This window comes from Methylobacterium brachiatum (genome assembly GCF_900113845.1).
Classification (GTDB): Bacteria; Pseudomonadota; Alphaproteobacteria; order Rhizobiales; family Beijerinckiaceae; genus Methylobacterium; species Methylobacterium brachiatum.
In genome coordinates, this window is sequence record NZ_FOQW01000006.1 from 165,118 (window position 1) to 190,528 (window position 25,411).

The window sequence follows — 25,411 nt, forward strand, 5'->3', positions numbered from 1 at the left end:
ACTCAGCGCCGGATCAGCGACCGCCCGGTCATCTCGGCGGGCTGGTCGAGGCCCATCAGGTCGAGGAGGGTCGGCGCGACATCGGCCAGGCGGCCGTCGGAGAGCGTCACGCCGTCGACGCCGACGAGCGTCACCGGCACCGGGTTGAGCGTGTGGGCGGTGTGCGGCTCGCCGGTCTCCGGGTCGCGCATCATCTCGCAATTGCCGTGGTCGGCGGTGACGAGCAGCGCCCCACCGCTCGCAGTGATCGCGTCGACCACCCGGCCGAGGCAGGTATCGACGGTCTCCACCGCCTTCACGGCCGCGGCGAGGCTGCCGGTATGGCCGACCATGTCGGGATTGGCGAAGTTCAGGAGGATCATGTCGTAGCGGCCGGAGCCGATCGCCTCCACGGCCCGGTCGGTCAGCTCCGCGGCCGACATCTCCGGCTGCAGGTCGTAGGTCGCGACCTTCGGCGACGGAATCAGGATCGCGTCCTGGCCCTCGAACGGCGCCTCGCGGCCGCCGTTCATGAAGTAGGTGACGTGGGGGTATTTCTCGGTCTCGGCCATGCGCAGCTGGGTGCGCCCGGCCCGGGAGACGGTCTCGCCGAGGCCGTTCGGCAGGTCGAGGGGGCCGAACAGGGTGTCGGCGAAGGCGTCGATCTCGACGCTGTACTGGACGATCCCGAGGGCGGCGGCGAACCGGACCGTCCGCGCGCGCGCGAAACCCGTGAAGGCCGGGTCGAGCAGGGCTTCGAGGATCTGCCGGGTCCGGTCGGCGCGGAAGTTGAAGCTCAGCACGCCGTCGCCGTCCTCCATGCCGGCATAGTCGCCGATGATGGCGGGGCGCAGGAACTCGTCCGACAGGTCGACAACGTAGGAAGCGGCGATCGCCTCCATGGCGCTCGCAAACCGGGCGCCGCGCGCCGCGGTCATCGCGTCGTAGGCGATCGAGACCCGCTCCCAGCGCCGGTCGCGGTCCATCGCGTAGTAGCGGCCGCACAGGGTGGCGATGCGCGCGCCCTCGGGGAGCGCGGCCTCCACGGTCTCGAAGCAGGCGGCGGCGGAACGGGGCGGCATGTCGCGCCCGTCCGTGAAGGCGTGGAGGCGGACCGGCACGCCGGCCTCGACCAGAACCCGGGCCAGCGCCACCGCGTGGTCCTGGTGGGCGTGGACGCCCCCGGGCGAGAGCAGGCCGACGAGATGGCAGGTGCCGCCGCTCGCCCGCAGCCGGTCGATGAACCGGACCAGCGCCGGGTTGGTGGCGAGCGAGCCGTCCGCGACGGCGGCGTCGATCCGCGGCAGGTCCTGCATGACCACCCGGCCGGCGCCGATATTCAGGTGCCCGACCTCGGAATTGCCCATCTGCCCCTCGGGCAAGCCGACATCGGCGCCGTAGGTCATCAGGCGCGCCCGGGGACGCTCGCGCATCAGGGCGTCGAAGACGGGGGTGCGCGCCTGGAGCACGGCGTTGTCGGCGACCGTATCCCGGAGTCCCCAGCCATCGAGGATCACGAGCATCACGGGGCGCGGGGTCCTGTCGGGCACGGTCACAACACTCCAAAGCCGTCACGGCACGATGCGGGGTCCGGGACTCACGGGGTCCGGAAACGTTGCGCGTGTCGATAATCGGCTTGACCGTGCGAGACTACAGCCCTGGATAGAAATCCGCGACGGATGCGGGACGGCGTCCGGCTTCTGACACCGGATTCGCGGGGTCTGCGCGCGGGAAACCCCGTCAATTGACGCTCGCCGGGTCCGATCCGGGCGGGACGCCGAGCAGGGGCGGCTTCCTGCGTAGCGCAGTCCGGAGCAGCGTCCGGCGATAGCCCCGATGCGACAGGAACCCGGCGGCCCAGGCCAGGTGCATCGCGATCGCCGCCGGGCCGCTCATGACCAGCATCGGCTCCCGCGCCTTGAGCGCCAGCGCGAGGCCGCTCAGCCCGCAGCCGCCCGCGTAGACCGCGAGCAGGATCAGCAGCGCCGGCGCGACCGTGACGAGGGCCAGGGCGGCGACGCCGTAGAGCAGGACCAGGGGCGGCAGCATCTGGCGCAGCCGCGGCAGGCTGGCATGCTTCTCTAGGGTCCGGGCGCAGCCGCGACCGTACAGGAAGTATTGCCGCGTCAGGCTGAACAGGGTCGCGCGGGGGAAATAGGTCACGGCGAGATCGGCCGCGAGATAGATCCGGCCGCCGGCGGCGCATAACCGGCGGTCGAGCTCGGCATCCTCGTTGTGGGAGAAGCTCTCGTCGTAGCCGCCGACCCGCAGGAACTCGCGCCGGTCGAAGATGGCGTGGTGGCCGTGGGAGACGTAGCCCGAGATCCCGCCCAGGCGGTGCGCCGAGCCGCCATTGCCGAGCCGGCTGTTCTGGGCGGCCGCGATCGCCCGCTGCAGGGGCGTCACCCCGATCGTCCGCAGGGGCACCACCACCGAGACCGCCTCGCGCAGGCGGATGGTCCGCACCAGGTCCCGCACCCAGTGCTCGGGATAGGCGGCGTGGCAATCGGCACGCACGAGATAGGTGGAGCGGGAATCCGCGAGCCGCGCCGCCAGGTTGAGGCCCGAGGCCTGGATGCGCCGGGCGTTGTGGATCAGCTGGATCCGCGGGTCCGCGGCGCTCAGCGCCCGGACGATCGCGCAGGTCTCGTCGCTGCTGCCGCCATCCATCACCAGCAACTCGCAGGGGAGCGTGCCGGATACCGGCATCACCGAGCGGATCGCCTCGGCGATGTGGCGGGCCTCGTTCAAGGCCGGCATGGCGATCGTCACGAGCGGGATGCCGGCGCCGTCCGAACCATCGTCCGAAGCATCGTTCATGGCGGTTCTCCTGAGACCGGGGCCCGATCTTTCGCCGGACCCGCGGTGGCCCCGTTCCGGAGGCAGCGCCCAACCTCGGCCAAGACGGCTCGCACGCCCGACGCCATGGCCCGGGCCGGCCGAGCCGGTCTCGACAGAGGCGACGTCCCACGCCCGGGGTCTTTTCTGTCGTCATAAGCAGCCAATACGGTGGTTAACCACAACCACCTCTTCAGTCGGCAGCCTCGATACGACGAAAGGTGTAATTCGTCCCGGCCGGCCGCGATGATAGCTCGGCTCAGTGGGATCGCCGCCCCGGCAGCCGAGCGCCGCGCGGATCCCGCAAGCACCGATCGTCGTGCGGGATCGCCTGGAATGATGGACTCTTTGGACGCGCTCGCGCTCGATGCGCCGAAACACGGGCTTGCCGGGCCGACATCGGAACCGGCCGCGATGCCGGTCACCGAGATCCGTCCGGATCATAAGCTCGTCGCCTTCGATGCCGCGAGCGTCTGGCAGTATCGCGGGTTGCTCTGGGTCCTGATCCTGCGCGACCTGAAGGTGCTCTATCGCCAGACCGCCCTGGGCGCCTGCTGGGCCATCGCCCAGCCGCTGTTCACGGTGGCGATCTTCACCGTCATCTTCGGCCACTTCGCCAAGATCCCCACCGACGGGGCGCCCTACGCGCTGTTTGCCGGAAGCGCCATCATCCTGTGGACCTACTTCGCCGAGTCGGTGCGCCGGAGCGCCACCGGCCTCGTCACCGAGGCCGAGCTCATCCGCAAGATCTACTTCCCGCGCCTGGTGATCCCGCTCGCCACCGTGGTGTCGCCGATGGTCGATTTCGCCATCGCCCTGGTGGTGCTGCTGGCGCTGATGCTCTGGTACGGGGTGGTGCCGGGCTGGCACATCGTCTTCGCGATCCCGACGCTCGCGGTTACGGCGATGCTGGCGCTCGGGGTGAGCCTCTGGCTCGGGCCGGTCAACGTCCGCTTCCGGGACGTCAAGCACACGCTGCCGTTCCTCATCCAGATCTGGATGTACGCCTCGCCCATCGTCTACGCGGCGAGCATCGTCCCGGACTCGGTGCGCTGGGTCTACGCGCTGAACCCCATGGTCGGGCTGATCGAGGCGTTCCGGTTCGCGATCCTCGGCGGAACCGCCCCAGACCTGTTCGCGCTCGCCGTCTCGGTCACGGCCGCATCCGTGCTGCTCTTCACCGGACTGATCTTCTTTCAGCGCATGGAGCGCTCCTTCGCGGATATAATCTGATGTCGATGGCGATCAGCGTACAGGATATCGGCAAGCAATACTGGCGCGCCCCGCGGGCCACGCACGAGAACTCCCTGCGCGAGGCGCTCATCGCGGGCGCGCGGGGCTTGGTGACGCGCCGGTCCGCGGCGCGCCCGTCCAGGGAGGGCTTCTGGGCCCTCAAGGATGTCAGCTTCGGCATCAGGCACGGCGAGAATGTCGGCATCATCGGGATGAACGGGGCCGGCAAGAGCACCCTGCTCAAGCTGATCTCGCGGATCGCCGCGCCGACCACCGGCAGCATCAGGCTGGTCGGCCGGGTCGGCGCCCTGCTCGAAGTCGGCACCGGCTTCCACCGGGAGCTCACCGGCCGCGAGAACATCTTCCTCTACGGCTCGATCCTGGGCATGCACCGCCAGGAGATCGCCGAGAAGTTCGACGCGATCGTCGAGTTCTCGGAGATCGGCGACTTCATCGACATGCCGGTGAAGCGCTATTCCAGCGGCATGTATGTCCGGCTGGCCTTCTCGGTCGCCGCGCATCTCGAGCCCGACATCCTGCTCCTCGACGAGGTCCTGGCGGTCGGCGACTACACCTTCCAGAAGAAGTGCATCGACTTCGCCCGGCGCCTGCAGACCAAGGGCTCGACGATCCTGCTCGTCTCGCACAACATGTTCAGCGTGAAGACCATGTGCGAGCGGGTCATCTACATCAAGAACGGCCGCGTCGCCTTCGACGGCCCCACCGACGAGGGCCTGCACCACTACGAGCGGGACAGCTACCTGGCCGACGCGCCGTGGTTCAAGCCGGAGGGCGGCCACCATCCGGTGGAGATCCGGGAGGTGACGGTCGCCGACGAATCCGGGGCGCCGAAGACGCTGTTCCGGCACGGCGAGCGGATGCGGATCACGGCGCGCTACACCGCCTCGGAGCCGATCGCCGACCCGCATGTCCTGTTCTCGGTCACCCGGTCGGACGAGCTGCTCTGCTGCAATTTCAGCACGATGACGGACCGCGCCAAGCTGCAGACCCTGTCCGGGGAAGGCACGATCGAGCTGCTGACGCCGCCGCTGACCTTGAACGCCGACACCTACACGGTCTCGGTGGTGGTCCGGCAGCGGGGTTTCGAGCGCCTTCTCGCCGCGCGGATCGGGGCCCGCTTCCACATCGAGCACCCGGTCTTCGCCCCCGACGTGTTCGGCGTGTTCCACATGCCCGGCACCTGGACGGCGGATCCCGCCCCGCATCGCTGAAGCCCGGAGAGCACGATGGCCACGATTGCGTCAGGGCACCGCCACGACGGGACACGCGGCGCCGACGACGAGACCGCCCGGCGGGCCGGGCGGATCCGGTCGAACTTCTCGGCCTTCGATGCGCGGGTGCGGGAAGCGGAGCGTCGCGCGGCGTCCGGCGACCTGGAAGGGGCCGCCGTCGAGGCCGCCATCGCGGCGACGCTGGCGGCCCATCGCCATTGCGGCGTGTTCGCGAGCCCGCGCCTGGAGCGCGTGACCGCGCAGATCGGCCGGCGGCTGGAGCCGCAGTCCGACCGCGGGCCGGCCCCGGAGCCGGCGCCGTTCCGCCGCGTCCTCCACGTCTGCACGCAGCTCGCCCCGGTGGGCGGCCTGACCAAGATGCTGGCCCTCTGGATCGGCGCCGATGCCAACCGGACCAACGGGCTCGCCCTGACCCAGCACCGCGGGCCGGTCGATGCCCGCATCACCGAGGCCGTGCGGGCGAGCGGCGGCACGATCCACCACCTGAACCACCGCCAGGGCGGCAAGCTCGCCTGGGCGCGGGAGCTGCGCCGGGTCGCGCGGGACTACGACGTGGTCGTCCTCCACATCCATTGCGAGGACGTGGTCCCGCTGATCGCGTTCGCGGATCCGGCGAGGCATCCGCCGGTGCTGCTGCTCAACCATGCCGATCACCTGTTCTGGATCGGGGCACGGATCAGCCACGCGGTGATCAACCTGCGCGAGGCCGCACGCCGGCTGGCGAACACGCGGCGCGGCGTCGACCCGGCCCGGAGCCTCCTGCTCCCGACCCTGATCACGCTGCCCGAGCGTCAGCGCAGCCGCGCCGCCGCCAAGCGTGCTCTCGGCATCCCGGAGGAGGACATCCTCCTGGTCTCGGTGGCGCGCGGCGCGAAGTACCGCAACGTCGGGCCGGTCACCTACGCGGACCGCCATGTCGACCTGCTGGCCGCGCACCCGAATGCCCGCCTGATCGTGGTCGGCGCCGGCGCGCGAGCCGACTGGGCTCCGGCGCAGGCGGCGACAGGCGGGCGCATCACGGCCTATGCGGAGCAGGCGGATCCGCGGGTGTTCTTCGAGGCGGCGGACATCTACGTCGATTCCTACCCGTTCGTGTCCTCGACCTCGATGCTCGAGGCCGCAGCCTACGGGCTGCCGCTGGTGACGCGTTTCGAGGCGCCCGAGGCGGCCGAGATCGTGGCGATCAACCATCCGGGGCTCGACGCCACGGCCCGGGTCGCCCGCGACCAAGCTGAATACGAGGCCCACCTGACCGCGCTGATCACCGACGCGGAGGCCCGCCGGGCCGCGGGATCCGGGATCAGCGCCGCCATCGCGCGCCTCTACGCGCCGGCGAGCTGGCGCGCCGGGCTCGACGCGGTCTACGCCCAAGCCCGGGCGCTGCCCCGGCTCGCGCCGGATGCCGGGCCGGTGATTGCCGAGGCGCCCCATCTCGGCGAGCCGGACCTGCGCCACCAGGACATGTTCGGCTCGGATTTCCCGGTCTCGGGCATGACCAAGAACTACATCGGCATGCTGCCCCTCCGGCAGCGCGTCGCCTCCTGGGCGGCCCTGCGCCGGGCCGGCGATCTGTCCGGGCCCTGGGAGCGGGTGCGCCTGCTGCTGCCGGAATGGCTGGTGCGCAACGTCAAGGACCGGCCGGGGCTGCTGCGGGCCGGTTGATCGGGCGGGACCATCGCATCCCGCAAGCCGAGACCCGAGAAACGCTACGGTTTCTCGGGTCTCGGTGTCTGTCCGGTATGCAGGCTTTGGCATGCCCGCGGGTCTCGAGCCGCCTGTGATGGCCCCGCCCGCGAGGCGGGGCGCGACAGGCGAGCCCCCCTCAGCGCGTTCCCGGCCCGGCCGCGGCGAGCGGCCGGCTGGCCTGAACGACGGCCAGCAGGGCTTCGCGCAGATGCGTCGGCCGGACCGCGTCCTTGATCGCCCGGTGCGGCATCAGCCGGAAGGCGGAGAAAAGCGCGCCCGCGGCGGCGCGCCGGTCGCCGCGGGCCGCATGGGCTTGGGCGCCATCCAGGAAGGCGTCGTAATAGCCCTGCACGGTCGCGAAATAGAGGCGCAGGGCCGCGAGGCGCGAGACGCCGAGCGCCGGCGCGTGCCGGCGGAAGACCAGCCGGGTGAAGTGGATCCGGCGGGCGATCAGGCTGTCGAAGGTCCCGGGCGGCCGCTGCCGGAAATGCACGCAGGGTACGGCCACGAAGCCGGCCCGGTGCCGGCGGACCGCACGGATCTGCCAATCCCAATCCTGATCGCCGAGCAGCGCCTCGTCGAACAGGCCGACGCTGTCGACCAGGCTCCGGCGCACCACCGTCGCGCCCACCTGCGGGAAGTAGCCGCTCAGCATCCGGCGCAGCAGCGCCCCGCCGTCCGCCGGGAGGTCCGCCGGCCAGGGACCGTAGACCGGCTCCAGATCCTGGGAGGTGGTGACGACCTGCCCGAAGACGATCCCGAGATCCGGCTCCGCTTCAAGCCGGCGGAGATGGGGGTGGATATGGCCCGGCTGCCAGACGTCGTCGTCGTCGAGGAACGCCACGTAGGGCGCGCTGGCCCGCAGCAGGGCGGCGTTGCGGGCGGCCCCCGCGCCGGGCCGCGCGACGGCGACGTGGAGCGCGCCGAATTCCGCCGCGGCCTCGGCGCCCGGCCCCGGCCGGCCGTTGTCGCCCACGATGATCTCGAAGGCGAGATCGGGCCCCTCCAGGGCGCGGATGCTCGCCAGGGCCTCGCGCAGCAGGGAAGCCCGATTGCAGGTGGGCACCACCACGGAGACCGTGAGGCGGGGCGCGGGCCGGATCATGTCCACTCCTCCCAGGCATCGTAGGCCCCCTTCAGGAGGGCGCCGAAGACCAGATCGTTGTCGAAATGCGTGACGAAGCTGCGCCCGACGGTCCCGACCGGCCGCGTCTCCACGGCCTGCGCGTAGACGATCCGGTAGCCGGCCTGCTGGGCAGCGCGGGCGGCATCGGGCGTCCAGTTCGCCGATTGCCCCAGCGGGATCGCGAAGCTCTCCGGCCGGAGGCCCAGGCGGGCCGCGATCGACCGGCGCGAGCCTTCCAGCTCCTCGGCCGCCCGCTCGGGGCTGATCCGCCCGAAATCCGGATGCGTGACGGAATGGCTGCCGATCTCGGCGCCCGCCGAGGCCAGCGCCTCGACCTCGCGCCAGCTCAAGACCCCGCCCGGGCCGGTCCCGGGCCGGTCGAGCCAGCCGGAGACGACGAACAGCGTCCAGGGGATCGCGTGGTCGCGCAGGATCGGCTCCGCCGCCTCGAGCACGCTGCGCCAGCCGTCGTCGAAGGTGATCGCGAGATCCCAGGCCTCGCCGTTGCCCTCCGCGATGGTGGCGGCCGGCACGAAGCGGTAGCCGAGGCGCAGGGCCAGCTCGATCTGGTGCCGGAAGCGCCCGGGGGTGACGTCGTTGACCCCGCATTCGGGCTGCCCGACCGAGTGGTAGCAGAGGATGCGCCCGCCCGGCCTCTCGCGGCGCGTCCCGGCGACCGCCAGGGTCGCGCGCTCGCAGGCCATCCGGGCGGCCGCGACCCGCGGACGGGTGAGCCCCACGGTGCGGGCGAGGCTCTTGACCGGCCCGGGGATCATCGCAGGGCGGCGCGCAGGCCGGAAACGACCTGATCCTGCAGCGCGTCGTCCATGCCGGCATAGAGCGGCAGGAGGATCGCGTGGTCGCGCGCCCGCTCCGATTCCGGCAGGGCGAAGCGCCGGGGCGCCTCGGCGTAGGGCGGCTCCAGATGGGCGCACATGATGCCCCGGCGGGTGGCGATGCCCTGGTCGAGCATGGCCTGCATCACGGCACCCTGGTCGGCCGCCTCCGGCAGGCGCACGCAGAAGCTCTGCCAGTTGCTGCGCGAGCCCATCGGCTCGGGCGGCGGCGTCACCTCGGGCAGGTCGGCGAGCCGTGCCCGATAGCCGTCGGCGAGAGCGCGCCGCCGGGCGATCAGGCCGGGCAGCCGGGTCAGCTGCGCGCGGCCGATGGCGGCCTGCACGTCGGTCATCCGGTAATTGTAGCCGGCGACGGTGTACTCCTCGGCGACCACCCGGGCGCTGCCGTGGCGGGCCACGTCGGACACGCTCATCCCGTGCTGGCGCCACAGCCTGAACTTGCGGTCCCATTCGGGATTGGCCGTGGTGATCATGCCGCCGTCGCCGGTGGTCAGGACCTTGCGCGGGTGGAACGAGAAGCAGGCGACGTCGCCGGCGGGCCCGCCAATCGGTCGCCAGACATCGCCCTGGAGCCGCTCGGAGCCGATGGCGCAGGCCGCGTCCTCGATCACCGGGATGCCGGAGCGGCGCCCGATCGCCACGATGGCTTCGAGATCGCAGGGCATGCCCATCTGGTGGACGCAGACGATCGCCTTCGTCCGCTCGGTGAGGGCCGCGGCGGCGGCCTCCGGGGCCATGTTGAAGGTCGCCGGGTCGATATCGACGAAGATCGGAATCGCCCCGCACTGGGCGATGGCGTTGGCGGTGGCGATGAAGCTGTGGCTCACCGTCACCACCTCGTCGCCGGGCCCGACCCCGGCGGCCAGCAGCGCGAGATGCAGCGCGGTGGTGCAGTTCGAGACCGCGCAGGCATGCGAGGCGCCGACGATGGCGGCGAACTCCGTCTCGAAGGCCGCGACCTGCGGCCCCTGGGTCAGCCAGCCGGAGCGGACCACGGCGGCGGCGGCCTCCGCCTCCGGCTCGCCGACATCGGGTTTCGCGATCGGGATCATGCGAGCGCCCGCCTCAGGTGATCCGAGCCGGCCTCGTCGCTCCACCAGGCCACCAGGTCGGCGAGGCCCTCCGCCGCTCCGATCTCGGCCTCGAAGCCGATCAGCTCCCGGGCCAGGCTGGTGTCGCACAGGCGCCGGGGCACCGGGTTCACGGCGCGCTCGGCCTCGTGGACGAGCGGGGTGCCGTCCCGGCCCATGATCCGGGTGAGATGGCCGGCGAGATCGACGAGCGAGGTCTCCACGCCGGTGCCGACATTGAGCACCACGTCGGTGGCCGGGGCGACCGCCGACAGGATGTTGGCCCGGGCGATGTCGCGGACATGGACGAGGTCCATGGTCTGCAGCCCGTCGCCGAACACGATCGGGGACTGGCCCTCGGCCAGGCGCTGCATCCAGCGCACCATCACCTCGGTGTAGCGGCCGGTCAGGTCCATGCGCGGCCCGTAGGCGTTGAAGTAGCGCAGGGCGACGTAGTCCAGCCCGTACATGTCGTTGAACGCGCGCAGCAGGCCCTCGCCGAACGACTTGGCGGCCCCGTACAGGGTGCGGTTGTCGTAAGGGTGGTGCTTCTCGGTGGTCGGGAAGCTCTCGGCCATGCCGTAGACCGAGGCCGAGGAGGCCATCACCACCTTGGCGACGCCGGCCTCGACGCAGCGCTCGAGCAGGTCGAAGGTCGCGGTCGCCATCACCTCCAAGGCCTGGCGCGGCTCGGCGGCGCATTGCGTGATCCGCAGGGCCGCCTGGTGGAACACCACGTCGGTGCCCTTGACCAGGGTGTCCATCAGGGCCCGGTCGCGGATGTCGCCCTGGACCAGCCGGACTCGGCCCGAGCCGAGGGCGTCCTTCAGGTTCTCGGGGCGCCCGCGGACCATGTTGTCGATGGCCACGATCTCGTCGCAGCCGGCCTCGACCAGCAGGTCGATGATGTGGGAGCCGATGAAGCCGGATCCGCCGGTGACGAGGATCCGGGTCCCGCGCAGGTCGCCGCCGAAGCGGCTTCCCTTGGTAACCTCACGCAGCTTGGGCATCGGCGACCTCGCAGTAGCTCGCGACGGCCCGGCAGACGCTGTCGATCTGGCTGGTCGTCAGTTCCGGGAACATCGGCAGGGACAGGGTCCGGGCGGCCAGCCGCTCTGTGACCGGCAGGCGGCCGGTCCCGTCGTCGAGATGGCGGTAGGCGGGCTGCCTGTGGACCGGGACGGGGTAGTGGATGCCGGTGGCGACCCCGGCCTCGGCCAGGTGCTGGCGCAGGCCCTCGCGGTCGGGGGTGCTGACCGCGTAGACGTGGAAGGCGTGGTCGCGTCCGGCCGGACCGGGCAGGTTGAGGCCGAGGCCCGCGAGCCGTTCGCCGTAGGCGGCCGCCACCGCCTGCCGGGCCCGGGTCCAGCCCTCCAGATAGGGGAGCTTGGTGCCGAGGACCGCCCCCTGGACGCCGTCCATGCGCAGGTTGAAGCCGTGCCGGACGTGGTTGTACTTGCCCTGCTGGCCCCAGTCGCGCAGGCAGCGCGCGGCTTCCGCGAGGTCGTCCCGGTCGGTGACGATGGCACCGCCCTCGCCGTAGGCGCCGAGATTCTTGCCGGGGTAGAAGCTGAAGCAGCCGATATCCCCGATGGAGCCGGCCTTCCTGCCGCCCCGCTCGGCGAGATGCGCCTGGGCGGCGTCCTCCACCAGGGCGAGGCCGTGGCGCCGGGCGATGGCGCCGAGCGCGTCGAGATCCGCCAGCCGCCCGTGCAGGTGCACCGGCAGGATCGCCTTGGTGCGGGGCGTGATCGCCGCCTCGACCAGGGCCGGATCCATGGTCCAGTTCACCGGGTCGATGTCGACGAGCACGGGGGTCGCGCCGGCGTAGAGCACGGCCGCCACCGTCGCCACGAAGGTCGCCGAGACGGTGATGACCTCGTCGCCCGGGCCGATATCGAGGGCCAGCAGCGCGAGATGGAGCGCCGCGGTGCCGCTGCTGACGGCCACCGCGTGCTTGGCGCCGCAGGCCTTGGCGAAGGCCGCCTCGAAGGCGGTGACCGCCGGTCCGAGAACGAAGTCGCCGCTGCGCAGGACGTCGAGCACGGCGGTCTCGACGGCACCGCCGACGGCCGCGTATTGCGCCTTGAGGTCGAGAAACGGGATCACGAGGCCCTCGCAAGTGGCATGAGGTCGATCGGGTGGCCGTTCTGGCGCAGGGAGCGCATCGCGGCCTCGAGCAGTTCGACCACGCGCAAGCCGCTATGGCCGTCGGTCTTCGGCGCCTTGCCGGTGGCGATGCAGTCGACGAAGTGCTCGATCTCGACGACCAGCGCCTCGCGGAAGGACAGGTGCGGCGACCACATGTCCCCGGTCCGGTACGAGACCATCAGCTCGGTGATGTCCCCGGAGCCGTCGCCGACGGTGACGCCCCGGTCGTAGACTTTCACCTTCTCGATCGGGTCCAAGTCGTTGTAGACGATCATCTTCTTGCTGCCGCCGATCAGCGTCTGACGGACCTTCACGGGGGCGAGCCAATTGACGTTGATCTGCGCGACGACGCCGCGCGGGTAGAAGATCGTCAGGTGGGCCATGTTCTCGGGGCGGCCGCTGAAATGGCCGGTGCCGCTCGCCGAGATCGCCACCGGGGCCAGGTCCAGCACATGGTCGAGGATCGCGAGATCATGGACCGCGAGGTCCCAGATCACGTTCACGTCGCGCTGGAACAGGCCGAGATTCACCCGGGTCGAGTCGTAGTAGAAGACTTCGCCCAGGGCGCCGTCGGTGATCAGCTCGTTGATCTTCTCGACGGCGCCCGTGTAGACGAAGGTGTGATCGACCATGAGGGTCAGGTTGCGCTTGGCCGCCTCCTCGATCAGCAGCCGCGCCTCGAAGGCCGAGGACGTGATCGGCTTCTCGATGAAGACGTGCTTGCCGGCCCGGAGCGCGTTGATCGCGATCTCGAAATGCGAGCTCACCGGGGTCGCCACCATGACGGCGTCGATCTCCGGATCGGCAATCAGGTCGCGCCAATCCTGGTGGAGCTGGGCGGCGGGATAGCGCTTGCCCGCCCGGGCGAGGGCCGCGGCCGACTGGTCGGCGATGGCGGCGAGCCGGCACTGCTCGGTCTCCGACGTGCAGCGGGCGAGATTCGGCCCCCAATAGCCGTAGCCGACGATTCCGATGGCGATCATGTGCGTGGGTCCCCTCAAGCGATCTGCAGAGACTTGGCCGCCGAGGAGCGGCGGGAGCGGGCGCGCTTCTGGCGCGTGTCGCCGATGACCCGGGCGGGGCATCCGGCCACGATGGCGTAGGGCGGGACGTCGCGGGTCACGACGGCGCCGGCGCCGACCAGGGCGCCCTCCCCGATGGTGATTCCGGCCACGATGGTGGCGTTGGAGCCGATCGCGGCGCGGTCGCCGACCAGGGTCTCGACGAGCTCCCAGTCGCCGTCGCGCTTCAGGGTGCCGTCCGGGTTGGTCGCCTCGGGGTAGCGCTCGTTGGTGAAGACCACGCCGTGGCCGACAAACACCTCCGCGCCGATGGAGACGCCTTCGCAGATGAAGCTGTGCGACGAGATCTTGCAGCGCGGGCCGATGGTGCTGCCCCGCTGGATCTCGACGAACGGACCGATGCGCGACCCGGTCTTTATTTCGCACCCGTAAATATTAACGAGGTCCGGGTAGAAGATACCCACATCCTGCCCAATATCGGCATCGGTTATCGGCATCCAAGCGGCTCCTTCTGCCGAACTTCTGTGCGGCAAAACTGCGCGGAGCCGTGGACGATCCGGAACCCAGGCTTTCGATACTGGTCCTCCCCCGAAAGGTGCACCGTCTCGGCCGGGGGCGGCGGGGCCCCGGGAGGCCTACCTCGAAAGGCGCAGGCGCCGGCGCCGGGCGGCGCGGCCGGCCTCCTTTTGGACGAGTCCCGGGGAACGGGGCCGCCGCGCATCATGCCGGCCGAGCTGCGAGCGAGCAGGAAGGCACGACGCGTGAAGACCTGGTCCCGTCCGGAAACGTCCGATCTCTGCGAAGAAAAGGCCCCCCGGGGCGGTGCTTCGCTGCGCAGAGCCTTCGCGGCGAGCGCGGCGCTGCTGCTGGCCTTCGCGGGATCGCCGGCACGCGCCGAATACCGGATCTCGGCCGGCGACACCCTGGAGGTGACGGCGCTCAGCATTCCCGGATTCAAGCAGGAGGCGACGGTCGGGATCGACGGCACCGTGATGGTGCCGCTGCTCGGCGAGGTGCCGGCGGTCGGGCTGACCGTGGCCGAGCTGCGCAAGGCGCTGCAGAAGGCCCTGCCGGCCAAGGCGGTGCGGCAGCGCAATGCCGACGGGCGCGAATCGATCGCCGTGATCGAGCCCGACGAGATCGGGGTGCGGATCGCGAAGTATCAGCCGGTCTACCTGAGCGGCGACGTGACCAAGCAGGGCGAGCACCCGTTCCATCCGGGCATGACCGTCCGGCAGGCGGTGGCGCTGGCGGGGGGCTACAACCTCCTGCGCTTCCGGATGGAGAACCCGGTCGTCGAGAGCGCCAACCTGCGCGCCGAGTACGACGCGGTCTGGGCGAGCATCGCCCGGGAGAGCGCCAATGTCTGGCGGCTCAAGGCGATCATCGCGGGGGCGCGCCCCGACAAGGCGGCGGCCGGTGCGGACGCGCCCCTCAACGTGCCGCCGTCGCGGGCGAGCGTCGCGCAGAAGCTCGCCGAGCAGCAGCTGCGCGTGCAGATGTCCGACGTCTCCAAGGAGAAGGAGCACCTGCAGCGCGCGCTGACCCGCTCCCAGAACCAGCTGGCCAGCCTGACCGAGCAGCAGGCCAAGGAGAAGGAGGGCGTCACCGCCGACGCCGACGAGTACGACGCGGTGCGCGCCCTGTTCCAGCGCGGCGCCGTGGTCACGACCCGCCTGACCGACGCCCGCCGGGCGGTGCTGCTGTCCTCCACCCGGGCCCTGCAGACCACGGTCCAGGTGGCGCAGCTGGAACGGGACAAGGGCGAGCTGACCCGCAGGCTCGAGCGGGTCGACGACCAGCAGGCCCTGGAGGCCATGGAGAAGCTGCAGGTCTCGGAAGACAACCTGGCGGCGCTGCGCTCGCGCCTCAACAGCATCAACGACAAGCTGGTCTATACCGGCGCCCTGCGGACCCAGCTCCTGTCCGGCAGCCGGGCGCGGGCATCGATCGCCGTGTTCCACCCCGGCAAGGCCGGCTCCGGCAGGAGCGGCCCGAACCTGACCGACGCGGCCGAGGACACCGAGCTGCAGCCGGGCGACGTCGTGGAGGTCGTGCTCAAGCCGGATCCCGCCCTGCGCGGGATCGGCGACGGCACCGGCCAGAACTGACCCCCGAACCGACCTCGCCAGAATCGTGTGCCCGCCGCGTGAGGGAAGAGCCATGAACAAGCACTCGACCGCCGCGTCCTTCCTGCAGGCCGAGTCCCTCGGCCCGGCGCGGCCGTGGCGGGAGGGGCCGCGGGGGTCCGATCCCGAGGGCCAGGTCGCGATCCTGACGATCGTGCGGCGGAACTGGCGGTCGATCCTGACGCTGAGCGGCATCGGGCTGATCGCCGCGATCGTCTACGTTGCCACCGCCCCGTCGATCTACACCGCCAAGGCGCGCGTCTACATCGAGAGCCGCTCGAGCCCGGTCACGGCCCGCGACACGCCCGGCGCCGCGACCCCCCTGGAGATCCCCGAGGTCGAGAGCCAGGTCGAGTATATCCGCTCGGAGAAGATCGCCCTGGCCGCCGTGCGCCGGCTCGGCCTGCCGCCGTCGCAGGACCTGGCGGTGCCGCCACATCCGCTGGTGGCGAAGCTCCGCGAGGGGCTGGGCGCGGTCAAGCTGTTCGTCGGCCACCTCATCGGCCTCCATCCCGCCGCCAAGCCGGTCAGCCCGGCGAGCCCCGAGGAGCGCCAGGCCGGCACCGTCCGCGAGAACCTGGAAGCCTCGCGCATCGGCGCGGCCTACGTCATCGAGGTCGGCTACAGCCTCGACAATCCCGCCGACGCCGCCGCCGTGGCGAACGCGGTCGCGGACGCCTACGTGGCCACGCAGCTCGAGAACCGGTCGCAGATCTGGAAGGTCGCCGGCGAGTGGATCCTGCCCCGGCTGAAGGAGCTGCAGCAGCGCGCCAGCCAGGCCTCCCGGGAGGCCCAGACCTACAAGGCCGAGCACGCGATCATCGATCTCGGCAAGCGCGGCCTCGTGGGCGAGCAGCAGCTCGAGGAGCTGAACACCGCGGTCGCCTCCGCGCGGTCCAAGACCGTGGACGCCCGCGCCACCCGCGACCAGATCCACATGCTGCTCGCTTCCGACATCGCCGATCCCGGCATCACGGAGGCCTTCAAGGACACGGTGATCATCCAGCTGCGCAAGCAGTATGTGGACCTGGTGCAGCGCGCCGACGACCTGAAGCGCCGCCTCGGCCCCGACCACGACGCGGTGACGGCGATCCAGAAGGACGTGCTGGCGGCCAAGCAATCCCTGCGGGCCGAGCTGGAGCGCCTCGCCGCCTCCCTGGACCGGGATTACGAGGTCGCCAAGGCCCGCGAGGACAGCATGTCGGCGTCCTTCGACGCGCTGATCTCGAAGACGCTGGTGACCAGCGAGGCCCGGGTGAAGGCCAAGGAGCTCGACCGGGCGGCCGAGACCTACGACCAGATCTACACGAACATGCTCAGCCGCTACATCGACGCGGTCAACCAGCAATCCTACCCGCAGCCCTCCGCGCACGTGATCACCCCGGCGAGCGTCCCGGAGCGCCCGAGCGCGCCGCGCGGCGGCCTGATCGTGATGCTCGGCCTGCTGGTCGGGGCCGGGCTGGGCGTCAGCGGCGCCTTCGCGCGGCACTGGTTCGACCGGACCATCCGGTCGCCCGGGCAGCTCACCGGCCAGGGCCTGCCCTGCCTCGCCGCCCTCCCCGAGCTGCGCCGCGAGCCCGGCTACCGGGCCGCCCTGGCGCTGGCGCAGGCCCATGCCAGCGAGGCCCTGCGGCCGGCGAGCGTCGAGGCGTTCAAGGCGAGCGCCGTGCGGTTCATGCCGCAATCGGTCTTCGTCGAGCGCCTCCACAGCCTGAAGTCGCACCTGCTCGGCAACGACCGCCGCGGGCCGGTCTTCGCCATCGGGGTGACCTCGGTGGAGGCCGGAACCGGCAAGACCACCTTCGCGAGCAATTTCGGCCAGCTGCTGGCGCGGTCGCGCTCGGCCGCTACCAGCCGGATCCTGCTGATTGACGCCGACGTGCGGCAGGCGACCCTGTCGCGGCTCAACCAGGCGGCCGACCAGCGCGGGCTGCTCGACGTGCTCGCCGGCCGGTGCGGCACCGAGGAGGCGGTCCGCCTCCAGCTCGGCGATGTCCGCCTGCTCGCCTGCGGCAGCCTCCTGCCGGGCGACCCGCATTTCAGCGACCTGATGACCCCGGAGGCCATCGCCGGCCTGGTCCGGGACGAGCGCACCCATCTCGACCGCATCATCGTGGACCTGCCGCCGGCGGACGAGCTCCCGACCCTGCGGCCGCTCCTCGACATGCTCGACGGGGTGATCCTGCTGGCCGAGGCCGGCAAGACCGACATCGACGACGTGGTCGCCGCCGTCCACGACCTCGAATCCGCCGGCTGCACGGTGCTGGGCGTGGTGCTCAACAAGACCAACGCCACCCCGGCGGTCCGGCGCGGCACGATCGTGAACAGCCTGGTCCGCCGGACCGCCGCGCTCAAGCCCGCCGCCCCGAGCCGGCTCGCCCGCTCCTGGCGCCGCCGCCCGGCCGCCGACGTCACCGACTCGGGAGCCTCCGCGTGACGGGGTTTCGCCGGTCGGATCGCCGAGGCGGACGGAAGCCCCCGGCCGCCCGCACGCGATCCCCTCATCCCGACCGGTCTCAGACATCGGGCCGGGCAATACGCGCGCCGGACGAGGCACGGGTCCCCTCTCCCGTGCGGGAGAGGGTTGGGGTGAGGGACCAGGTTTCTTCGGAGAGGGCGCACCCGCCGCATCGCCGTTCGAAGGGCAGCGGACCGACAGCCTCATACCCTCTCACGGCCAGGGGCTTTGTCGGGACGGCCGGTGTTGGGTGCACCACGCCATGACACGGACCCATCCTGAAGCGGCGGCGCTCGGCCGGGTGGCCTTCTTCGGCCATGACCGGATCGAGCCGACCATCCGGAAACGGGTCGGGGCCATCCGGGATACCGGCTGGTCGGTGGTCGAATACATGTTCGTGCGCGCCCGGGCCGGCCTCCCCGATCCCGCGGCCTCCGGCGACGTGGTCCCCCTCGGGCAGACCGTGGACCGGCATTACGGCAAGCGGCTGCCGCTGCTCGCCCTGGGGATCGCCCGGGCGCTCACGCGCTGGCGCGACCTGCGCGCGGCCGACGTGGTCTATGTCCGCAACCTCGACATGGCGCTGGTGGCCTGGGCCTCGGCGCGGCTCGCGGGCAGCCGCGCGCCGCTGGTCTACGAGGTGCTCGACATCCAGCGCCTGATGGTGCGCCCCGACCGGGTCGGGCGGATCGCCCGGGCGGTCGAGCGCTGGATCCTGGGCCGCAGCGCGCTGCTCGTCGTCAGCTCGCCGGACTTCGTGACCCGCTACTTCGCGCCGGTCCAGGGGTTCTCCGGCCCCTGGCACCTGCTCGAGAACAAGGTGATGGCCCACCGCCTCGCCGCGGTGGCGCACCGGCTGGAGCGCCGCCGGGTCGCGGGGCCGCCCTGGGTGATCGGCTGGTTCGGGACGCTACGCTGCCGCCGGAGCCTGACCATCCTGGCGGCGGTGGCGCGGGCGCTGGGCAATTCGGTGCGGATCGTCATCGCGGGCCGGCTCTCGGAGGAGGATATCGACCCGCAGGATTTCGCCGCGACCCTGGCTCGGCATCCGAACATGACGTTCCGCGGCCCCTACGCCAATCCGGGCGAGTTGCCCGACATCTACGGCGGCGTCCATTTCAGCTGGGCGGTCGATTACCTGGATGACGGCCTGAATTCCGACTGGCTGCTGCCGAACCGCCTCTACGAGGGTGGGTTGTGCGGGGCGCTGACGCTCGCCCGCGCCGACACCGCCACCGGCCGCTACGCCGAGACCGAGGCGCTCGGCTGGGCGTTCCCGGAGCCCCTGGAAGCGTCGGTGATCGCGTTCCTGCGCAACCTCGACGCGGAGACCTACGCGCGCATGCAGGCCGGCCTCCTCGCCTGCGAGACCACCCGGTTCGTCGACACCCACGGCATGCGGGATCTGCTGGCGCGGGTCGCCTGACCGGCGGTCGTGACGCACGGGAGCCCAGCCCCTTCCTGGGCTCGGGGAGCCACATGTCGCGCTGGGCAGATCGCGAAAGGCCCCCTTCCTGTGCGGGTGGGCGGATTCACAGAACGCGGTCCGGCTAGTTCTCGGCCGCGAGAGAATCTTTCCGAGACCGACACGCGCTTTCCCTCCCCCGCAGAGGGGGGAGGGAGACGCGCTTGGGGGTGGCCTTGACCCACATCCGGCAGCGATCTGTGAAGATCGTAGCCCACACGGCGACCTGCACCTCCCGCGGCCCTGCGCGGTTCCCGGAGGCCGGACAGGCGAGGTGCGCGCTGGGCTCCGGCCCCGATTCGCCGCCGATTCGCAACCGAGGGCCCGGGAAGGCTCCGACGCGTGGATTTCCACCCTCGTGCAGTACCCGGACTACCGATACGCCACGAAATCTGATCTTTAGGTGGCAATGCGCCGATACCGTCCTGTATCGGAATATTCCGACACGGATATGCAAAACAGCTCCGCTAAAACCGATTCCGGCGACTGAATTCGCGCCACGAAACGGCACGGCACTCCAGCGAAAACACCGGGGCCGCCGCAGCGACAATATCGGCTTAAAAAGCCTCCGCTCGATTACAGAGATACGAGTCGTCGGCGCCAGTGGACAGTGAGGTGCGCCGAAAGACTTGAGAAATGGACAGCAAGATCTGGCGGCGGCGCCGCGTCCGATTGGACGATCCCCTACGTACGTAGTTTGTGACTGTTTTGAGTTGCGTAGAAATTTAATCAAACGAGCGCAGATAGGGTATTTACAGCCGATTTTACGAAAGTTAGCATTATATCCGCGGTCATCGAGAGCCACTTATAGGGCACCCAATAGACCGCTATCCGCCAGTGTCACGCCGATGGCGATTTCATTGGGTTCCCACGCCCTCGTCTGACAATGGGCTTCCTGCGAAAGGAGGTAACTTCTTATGGCCAGTCTTGGTACTCGAGACGAGCGCGTCATCGTCGAGCGAAACACTCTCCAGAGCCGTGGCGGCTTCCCGGGGGTGCAGGGCGGTGACGGTCCGGCCGTCATCGAGCAGCGGGAGCCGATCCTGGTCCGCGCGAACCGCATCGTGATCATCGATCGGCGGCAGCTCGTCGGTCGATGCCTGGCCGCCTCCCTGCGGGAGGCCGACAAGGACACCGTGTTCGAGGTCTTCCCGGACATCGAATCCTGGAAGCGCCAGACGCCGTTCGCGGCCGCCCACGTGGTCGTGCTGTGCCGGCCGGACGGCAACCTCTCGGAGACCGAGTGGGCCGAGATCAGCCGGGAGCTGGCGCTGCTGCAGGGCGAGGCGGGCGCCCCGCCGGTGGCGGTCATCTCGGACGGGGAGAACCTCGACCAGATCGTGCGGACGATCAAGCTCGGGGTGAAGGGCTACATCCCGACCACGACCTCGGTCGACATCGCCCTGCAGGCGCTCCAGCTCGTCCAGGCCGGCGGCGTCTACATCCCGGCGGAATGCCTGTTCCCGCTGCTCGCCAGCATCAAGGTCGAGGCGCCGGTCGAGACCGGCGAGGACGAGATCTTCTCCCCGCGCCAGCTCTGTGTCGCCCGGGCGTTGCGCAAGGGCACGCCGAACAAGATCATCGCCTACGAGCTGAACATGTGCGAGAGCACGGTGAAGGTCCACGTCCGCAACATCATGAAGAAGTTGAAGGCGAAGAACCGCACCGAGGTCGCCTACCTGACCAACAAGTACTTCCTGCGCGAGGATTCGAGCCTCGCCACCGTGAAGGCCCCGGCGGCCTGATCCGCCCCGACCCGGACCCGACACCACAGAGCCGTGCCCGATCCCCGCGATCCGGCACGGCTCTGTGTCGTTGGCGGACCGCCCCGATCCGGCGACCGGGGCGGCCGGCTCAGCCGGCGGCGACGAGGGGCCAGCCCTGCGCGGCGGGGGCGGTCCGGGGCTCGGCGGCCTCTGCGGGGCGGCCGACACTGGTATAGGCGAAGCCGTGCAGCCGGGCCTCCTCGGGCCGGTAGACGTTGCGCAGATCCACCAGGATCGGCGCCCGCATGGTGGCGCGCAGCCGCGCCAGGTCGAGCGCCCGGAACGCGTTCCACTCGGTGACGATCACCAGGGCGTCGGCATCCGCCGCGCAGGCATAGGGATCCTGCGCGAAATCGACCCCCGGCAGGAGCGGCCGGGCCTGGTCCATCCCCTCGGGATCGTAGGCGCGAACCGTGGCGCCGGCATCCTGCAGGCCGGCGACGATCGCGAGGGCGGGCGCGTCGCGCATGTCGTCGGTGTTCGGCTTGAAGGTCAGGCCCAGCACCGCCACCATCTTGCCCCGCACCCCGCCGCAGGCCCGGATCACCTTGCGGGCCATGCCGCGCTTCCTCTGGTCGTTGACCGCCACGACGGTCTCGACCAGCCGCAGCGGCACCCCGGCATCCTGGGCGGTCTTGACCAAAGCCAGCGTGTCCTTGGGGAAGCAGGAGCCGCCATAGCCCGGCCCCGCATGCAGGAACTTGCCGCCGATGCGGTTGTCGAGCCCCATGCCGCGGGCGACCTGCTGGACGTCGGCGCCGACCTCCTCGCACAGATCCGCGATCTCGTTGATGAAGGTGATCTTAGCCGCCAGGAACGCGTTGGCGGCGTATTTCGTCAGCTCGGCGGTGCGCCGCGAGGTGACCAGGATCGGCGCCTGGTTGAGGTAGAGCGGCCGGTAGACCTCGCGCATCACCGCCTCGGCCCGGGGATCGTCGGTGCCGACCACGATGCGGTCGGGCCGCTTGAAGTCCGCGATCGCCGCACCCTCGCGCAGGAATTCGGGGTTCGACACCACGGCAAATTCGGCGTCCGGCCGGATCTCGCGGATGATCCGCTCGACCTCGTCGCCGGTGCCTACCGGCACGGTCGACTTGGTCACCACCACGGTGAAGCGGGTCAGCGCCCGGGCGATGCTGCGGGCCGCCTGGTAGACGAAGGACAGGTCGGCGAAGCCGTCGCCGCGCCGCGAGGGGGTACCCACCGCGATGAACACCGCATCGGCTTCAGCGACCGCCGCCTCCAGGTCGGCGACGAAGGATAGGCGGCCCTGGCGGACGTTCTCGGCCACCAGCGCGTCGAGTTCGGGCTCGTAGATCGGGATCGCCCCGGCCTTCAGCGCCTCGATCCGGTCGCGGTTGCTGTCGACGCACACGACCCTGTGGCCGAAATCGGCCAGGCACGCCCCGGAGACCAGCCCGACATAGCCCGACCCGACCATCGTGATGTTCATGCTTGCCTCGCCCCATCGCGAATGCCCGGAGATGGTTCGGTCTACGGCGAGGCCGCGGCGGCGGCACCTCAGGCGTTAGGCGTAGGGGCGGTCGGCGGGACGGGGTAGGCCGCCGGCGCCGTCCGGCCGGGCGGCCCGGGCGCGCCGAGGACCGCTGGCGGCCCGGCGGGATACCTCGCTTGGCTTAGGGCGCCCGGCTCTTGCCCGGTCCGAGGCGCGTGCGCGCGACGGGCCAGCCTAAAAGCTAAGTCTTTTTCGCCCCTTTTAGGGCTGGATACGGGAGGGTTTAGGCGACCAGGATCGTCGGGCCGAACTCTCTCGGGACTTTGGCCAGGGAGAGTCCATTTGGCCGCACGCTTCTACTTCGAGCTAGCCAACGCCGAGATCACGTTCCACGACACGACCGGCGTCGAGGCCGCCGACCTGGCCGAAGCCCTGCTCGAGGCGCGCAGCGTGATCGCCGAGATGGCCGACGAGATCGCCGAGGCGCCCGCGGGGCTTCCCTGGACGCTGCTCGTGCGCGACGAGGCCGGATGGCTCGTCGGCCGCCTGCCGGTGCGGAAATGACCGGCCGGGCGTTTACGGGTTGTTAACCCTTCGTCCGGAGGATCGGGCAAGCCTTCGATCACGGGCAGCCATGGCCAGACCGATTTCCTCGCCCTCCCGGGATCTGCGCGTCGCCGCGCTGGCGGATGCAACCGCCACCGACATGGCTGGCGCCGCCCAGGCCCTGGCCGCCGGCGATCCCGAGACCGCCGAGGCCTTGCGCGCGATGGCCCGGCACAACCGGATCCTGGCGCTCAAGCTCCGGGCGCTGCAGGGCACGACGCCGGACCGGATCGGCCTGGCACGGATCGCCTGAATCCGCGCCGTCGCGAGGCTCGGGCGAGCCTCGCGACGGCGCGCCGCCACGCGCAGCGGATTTCCGCCGCGGGCTGCGGCGGGCGGACCGTGATTCCCTCGCCTCGCAGGGAAGGCACGGACTCACAGCGTGCCGGGAGCGGTGCGGGCGTCCTCACACGAGCGGACCGGCGGATCCGCCCATCCCACCCCGGTCACGCCGCCCGCATGGTCGCCAGGAAGCGATCGACCTCGGCCGAGAGGCGCTCGGACTGATGGGACAGGCCGGTGGCCGCCGAGAGGACGTTGCCGGCCGCCGCGCCGGTCTGCTCGGACACGTCCGCGACCCCGACGATGTTGCCGGTCACCTCCTTCGTCCCGGCGGTCGCCTGGGCGATGTTGCGCACGATCTCCTGCGTCGCCGCGCCCTGCTGCTCCACGGCGGCCGCGATCGAGCTCGCCACGCCGTCGATCTCGCGGATCCGCTGGGTGATCGTGCCGATCGCGCCGACCGCCTCACCGGTCACCCCCTGGATCCGGCCGATCTGCTGGCTGATCTCCTCGGTGGCCTTGGCGGTCTGGCCGGCCAGTTCCTTGACCTCGGCGGCCACCACGGCGAAGCCGCGGCCGGCCTCGCCGGCGCGGGCGGCCTCGATGGTCGCGTTGAGCGCCAGCAGGTTGGTCTGGGCCGCGATGGCCGAGATCATCTGCATGACGTCGCCGATCCGGCTGGCCGCGGCGCTCAGCTCGGCCACCAGGGCGGCGGTCTGGTCCGCCTCGCTCACCGCCTTCTGGGCCAGGTCGGTCGAGCCCTGCACCTGGCGGCCGATCTCCTGGATGGAGCTGCCGAGCTGCTCGGTGGCGGCCGCCACCGTGGTTACGTTGACCGCGGCCTCCTCGGCCGCCGTCGCCACCGCGCCGGACCGGCTGCCGGCCTCCTGGGCGATGTCCTTCATCACCCGGGCGGTGGCCTGCAGCTCGGTCGCCGAGGACGCGACCTGCTCGACGATGCCGGCGACCGCCTGCTCGAAGCTCTGGGCCAGGTCCAGCCGGGCGCGTCGGCGCCCGGCGGAGGCGGCGATGTCGGCGGCCCGCTTGCGCTCGGCCTCCTCGGCGGCGCTGCGGGCGACGCTCGCCTTGATGCCCTCGACCGCGCGCCCGACCGCGCCGATCTCGTCGCCGCGCTGCGCCTCCGCGATGGTGGCGTCGATCTCGCCCTTCGCCATCCGCTGCAGGACGGCGACGAGGCTGTCCAGCGGCCGGGTCACCCCGAACACGATGATGAAGGCCGAGAGGCCCAGGGCGATGAGCAGGCCCGCCGCGGCCGAACCGATCAGCACCACCCGGGCCTGCCGGGCCCCGGCCTCGGTGGCGTTCTTGCCGTCGGCGAGCCGGGCATCGACCCGCCCCTCGTAGACCCGGGCCGTGTCGTCGAACCGCTTCGCGATCGGTTTGCTGGCGACCATGGTCAGCTGGGTCGCCGCGGCCCGATCGTCCTTCAGCGCGAGGGCGTTGGATTTGTCGAGGACGTCGTAATACTCGCGCGCGATCGTCCCGATCTCCACCAGCAGATCCCGGACTTCCTTCTTCAAGGACCCCGCGGCGAGCGTCTGGATGTTGTCGGCGGTGCGTTTCACCGCGTCCCGATAGGTCTTCTCGAACTCCGGAAGCTCGCTGGCCGGCTGACCGATGATGAGGTTGCGGTTCATCAGGCCCGCCGTCTGAAAGTCCTGGCGCACCTCGGCGAACGCCTCCAGCCGCGCGACATAATAATCCACCAGAACGTGATTACGCTCTGTAATGTCGCCTAGCATACTGAGGGTATAATAAATCGTTCCGACGCTGACGAGGGCCATGATCAGGAGAGGGACGGACATCTTGTACGCAATTTTGCATCGATCCAAGATCCGCATCTGGATAAAAGCTCCAACTTTATGGTCAGACCGCTATAAAATCCCCTGACGAACTTAATCAAGTGGCTTGACACAAAGATTTGTTCCGAATCAATATGTCGTTGACGCTGGAAACTGAATCGGATCCCGGGATTTTATTTGTCTCCGCCATGCCACTTGCGGATGAATTACT

20 protein-coding genes are annotated in these 25,411 nt (G+C 70.7%); 9 read left to right on the forward strand and 11 right to left on the reverse strand.

Going from position 1 to position 25,411, the window contains the following annotated elements; all coding sequences use genetic code 11:
• Window positions 1–2: 2 nt before the first annotated feature.
• Window positions 3–1,502: a 2,3-bisphosphoglycerate-independent phosphoglycerate mutase gene (gene gpmI, locus BMZ47_RS08925; protein WP_091860936.1), complete on the reverse strand. Its 1,500-nt coding sequence runs from the start codon at window positions 1,500–1,502 to the stop codon at window positions 3–5.
• A 217-nt stretch (window positions 1,503–1,719) separates the two neighbouring features.
• Entirely contained in the window at window positions 1,720–2,799 is a 1,080-nt protein-coding gene (locus tag BMZ47_RS08930) for a glycosyltransferase family 2 protein (protein ID WP_091860939.1), read from the reverse strand.
• A gap of 354 nt (window positions 2,800–3,153) precedes the next feature.
• Between BMZ47_RS08930 and BMZ47_RS08935 the strand changes: the two genes are divergently transcribed.
• Genes BMZ47_RS08935 through BMZ47_RS08945 form a run of 3 tightly spaced genes read left to right on the forward strand, consistent with a single transcriptional unit; the run spans window position 3,154 to window position 6,965 of the window.
• Window positions 3,154–4,050, forward strand: a complete 897-nt coding sequence (locus tag BMZ47_RS08935; protein WP_007567397.1) for an ABC transporter permease — start codon at window positions 3,154–3,156, stop codon at window positions 4,048–4,050.
• A complete protein-coding gene (locus BMZ47_RS08940; RefSeq protein WP_091860942.1) occupies window positions 4,050–5,282 on the forward strand; it encodes an ABC transporter ATP-binding protein in 1,233 nt (410 codons plus the stop codon). Before BMZ47_RS08935 ends, BMZ47_RS08940 begins: the two co-directional genes overlap by 1 nt.
• Window positions 5,283–5,297: 15 nt before the next feature.
• Complete coding sequence (locus BMZ47_RS08945; RefSeq protein WP_091860945.1) at window positions 5,298–6,965, forward strand: glycosyltransferase; 1,668 nt, start codon at window positions 5,298–5,300, stop codon at window positions 6,963–6,965.
• Between the two features lie 160 nt (window positions 6,966–7,125).
• Here BMZ47_RS08945 and BMZ47_RS08950 read toward each other — a convergent pair whose 3' ends face one another.
• From BMZ47_RS08950 to BMZ47_RS08980, 7 genes are read right to left on the reverse strand one after another with little or no spacing between them, the layout of a single operon-like run.
• Entirely contained in the window at window positions 7,126–8,094 is a 969-nt protein-coding gene (locus BMZ47_RS08950; RefSeq protein WP_091860948.1) for a glycosyltransferase family 2 protein, read from the reverse strand.
• The gene (locus tag BMZ47_RS08955) at window positions 8,091–8,891 is read right to left on the reverse strand and encodes a polysaccharide deacetylase family protein (RefSeq protein ID WP_091860951.1); all 801 of its coding nucleotides are present in this window, start codon (window positions 8,889–8,891) and stop codon (window positions 8,091–8,093) included. The genes BMZ47_RS08950 and BMZ47_RS08955 overlap by 4 nt, the downstream gene beginning before the upstream one ends.
• Window positions 8,888–10,024, reverse strand: a complete 1,137-nt coding sequence (locus tag BMZ47_RS08960) for a DegT/DnrJ/EryC1/StrS family aminotransferase (RefSeq protein WP_091860954.1) — start codon at window positions 10,022–10,024, stop codon at window positions 8,888–8,890. Before BMZ47_RS08960 ends, BMZ47_RS08955 begins: the two co-directional genes overlap by 4 nt.
• Window positions 10,021–11,052, reverse strand: a complete 1,032-nt coding sequence (locus BMZ47_RS08965) for an SDR family NAD(P)-dependent oxidoreductase (RefSeq protein WP_091860957.1) — start codon at window positions 11,050–11,052, stop codon at window positions 10,021–10,023. Before BMZ47_RS08965 ends, BMZ47_RS08960 begins: the two co-directional genes overlap by 4 nt.
• Window positions 11,036–12,151: a DegT/DnrJ/EryC1/StrS family aminotransferase gene (locus BMZ47_RS08970; RefSeq protein WP_091860960.1), complete on the reverse strand. Its 1,116-nt coding sequence runs from the start codon at window positions 12,149–12,151 to the stop codon at window positions 11,036–11,038. Before BMZ47_RS08970 ends, BMZ47_RS08965 begins: the two co-directional genes overlap by 17 nt.
• A complete protein-coding gene (locus BMZ47_RS08975) occupies window positions 12,148–13,176 on the reverse strand; it encodes a Gfo/Idh/MocA family protein (RefSeq protein WP_091860963.1) in 1,029 nt (342 codons plus the stop codon). Before BMZ47_RS08975 ends, BMZ47_RS08970 begins: the two co-directional genes overlap by 4 nt.
• 14 nt (window positions 13,177–13,190) lie before the next feature.
• On the reverse strand, window positions 13,191–13,712 hold the full coding sequence (locus tag BMZ47_RS08980) for an acyltransferase (RefSeq protein ID WP_091860966.1): 522 nt from the start codon (window positions 13,710–13,712) through the stop codon (window positions 13,191–13,193).
• Window positions 13,713–13,976: 264 nt separating this feature from the next.
• Between BMZ47_RS08980 and BMZ47_RS08985 the strand changes: the two genes are divergently transcribed.
• The 4 genes from BMZ47_RS08985 to BMZ47_RS09000 all read left to right on the forward strand — a co-directional run bounded on the left by BMZ47_RS08985 (window position 13,977) and on the right by BMZ47_RS09000 (window position 21,012).
• Window positions 13,977–15,326, forward strand: a complete 1,350-nt coding sequence (locus BMZ47_RS08985; RefSeq protein ID WP_091860969.1) for a polysaccharide biosynthesis/export family protein — start codon at window positions 13,977–13,979, stop codon at window positions 15,324–15,326.
• A gap of 52 nt (window positions 15,327–15,378) precedes the next feature.
• On the forward strand, window positions 15,379–17,781 hold the full coding sequence (locus BMZ47_RS08990; RefSeq protein WP_091860972.1) for a GumC family protein: 2,403 nt from the start codon (window positions 15,379–15,381) through the stop codon (window positions 17,779–17,781).
• Window positions 17,782–18,064: 283 nt separating this feature from the next.
• On the forward strand, window positions 18,065–19,228 hold the full coding sequence (locus BMZ47_RS08995; RefSeq protein ID WP_091860977.1) for a glycosyltransferase family protein: 1,164 nt from the start codon (window positions 18,065–18,067) through the stop codon (window positions 19,226–19,228).
• A 956-nt stretch (window positions 19,229–20,184) separates the two neighbouring features.
• Window positions 20,185–21,012 carry a LuxR C-terminal-related transcriptional regulator gene (locus BMZ47_RS09000; protein WP_091860980.1) on the forward strand — a complete coding sequence of 276 codons (828 nt, stop codon included), beginning with the start codon at window positions 20,185–20,187 and terminating at the stop codon, window positions 21,010–21,012.
• Between the two features lie 109 nt (window positions 21,013–21,121).
• Here BMZ47_RS09000 and BMZ47_RS09005 read toward each other — a convergent pair whose 3' ends face one another.
• Window positions 21,122–22,486: a UDP-glucose dehydrogenase family protein gene (locus BMZ47_RS09005; protein WP_091860984.1), complete on the reverse strand. Its 1,365-nt coding sequence runs from the start codon at window positions 22,484–22,486 to the stop codon at window positions 21,122–21,124.
• 345 nt (window positions 22,487–22,831) lie between these two features.
• Here BMZ47_RS09005 and BMZ47_RS09010 point away from each other — a divergent pair, with 345 nt between their 5' ends.
• On the forward strand, window positions 22,832–23,053 hold the full coding sequence (locus tag BMZ47_RS09010; RefSeq protein ID WP_007567426.1) for a DUF6894 family protein: 222 nt from the start codon (window positions 22,832–22,834) through the stop codon (window positions 23,051–23,053).
• A 70-nt stretch (window positions 23,054–23,123) separates the two neighbouring features.
• Window positions 23,124–23,348, forward strand: coding sequence for a hypothetical protein (locus BMZ47_RS09015; RefSeq protein ID WP_091860987.1), 225 nt, complete (start codon window positions 23,124–23,126; stop codon window positions 23,346–23,348).
• 193 nt (window positions 23,349–23,541) lie between these two features.
• On the opposite strand, the gene BMZ47_RS09020 is transcribed toward BMZ47_RS09015, so the two are convergent.
• On the reverse strand, window positions 23,542–25,239 hold the full coding sequence (locus BMZ47_RS09020) for a methyl-accepting chemotaxis protein (RefSeq protein WP_091860990.1): 1,698 nt from the start codon (window positions 25,237–25,239) through the stop codon (window positions 23,542–23,544).
• Window positions 25,240–25,411 lie beyond the last annotated feature (172 nt).

What these genes read in the sequence shown, in the direction of transcription:
- BMZ47_RS08990 (WP_091860972.1), top strand. Translation starts at nt 15,379, where the DNA reads ATGAACAAGCACTCGACCGCCGCGTCCTTCCTGCAGGCCGAGTCCCTC.
- BMZ47_RS08955 (WP_091860951.1), bottom strand. Translation starts at nt 8,891, where the DNA reads ATGATCCCCGGGCCGGTCAAGAGCCTCGCCCGCACCGTGGGGCTCACC.
- BMZ47_RS09015 (WP_091860987.1), top strand. Translation starts at nt 23,124, where the DNA reads ATGGCCAGACCGATTTCCTCGCCCTCCCGGGATCTGCGCGTCGCCGCG.
- BMZ47_RS08945 (WP_091860945.1), top strand. Translation starts at nt 5,298, where the DNA reads ATGGCCACGATTGCGTCAGGGCACCGCCACGACGGGACACGCGGCGCC.
- BMZ47_RS08950 (WP_091860948.1), bottom strand. Translation starts at nt 8,094, where the DNA reads ATGATCCGGCCCGCGCCCCGCCTCACGGTCTCCGTGGTGGTGCCCACC.
- BMZ47_RS08960 (WP_091860954.1), bottom strand. Translation starts at nt 10,024, where the DNA reads ATGATCCCGATCGCGAAACCCGATGTCGGCGAGCCGGAGGCGGAGGCC.
- BMZ47_RS08940 (WP_091860942.1), top strand. Translation starts at nt 4,050, where the DNA reads ATGTCGATGGCGATCAGCGTACAGGATATCGGCAAGCAATACTGGCGC.
- BMZ47_RS08980 (WP_091860966.1), bottom strand. Translation starts at nt 13,712, where the DNA reads ATGCCGATAACCGATGCCGATATTGGGCAGGATGTGGGTATCTTCTAC.
- BMZ47_RS09005 (WP_091860984.1), bottom strand. Translation starts at nt 22,486, where the DNA reads ATGAACATCACGATGGTCGGGTCGGGCTATGTCGGGCTGGTCTCCGGG.
- BMZ47_RS08965 (WP_091860957.1), bottom strand. Translation starts at nt 11,052, where the DNA reads ATGCCCAAGCTGCGTGAGGTTACCAAGGGAAGCCGCTTCGGCGGCGAC.
- BMZ47_RS08995 (WP_091860977.1), top strand. Translation starts at nt 18,065, where the DNA reads ATGACACGGACCCATCCTGAAGCGGCGGCGCTCGGCCGGGTGGCCTTC.
- BMZ47_RS08930 (WP_091860939.1), bottom strand. Translation starts at nt 2,799, where the DNA reads ATGAACGATGCTTCGGACGATGGTTCGGACGGCGCCGGCATCCCGCTC.
- BMZ47_RS08935 (WP_007567397.1), top strand. Translation starts at nt 3,154, where the DNA reads ATGATGGACTCTTTGGACGCGCTCGCGCTCGATGCGCCGAAACACGGG.
- gpmI (WP_091860936.1), bottom strand. Translation starts at nt 1,502, where the DNA reads ATGCTCGTGATCCTCGATGGCTGGGGACTCCGGGATACGGTCGCCGAC.
- BMZ47_RS09020 (WP_091860990.1), bottom strand. Translation starts at nt 25,239, where the DNA reads ATGCGGATCTTGGATCGATGCAAAATTGCGTACAAGATGTCCGTCCCT.
- BMZ47_RS09000 (WP_091860980.1), top strand. Translation starts at nt 20,185, where the DNA reads ATGGCCAGTCTTGGTACTCGAGACGAGCGCGTCATCGTCGAGCGAAAC.
- BMZ47_RS08975 (WP_091860963.1), bottom strand. Translation starts at nt 13,176, where the DNA reads ATGATCGCCATCGGAATCGTCGGCTACGGCTATTGGGGGCCGAATCTC.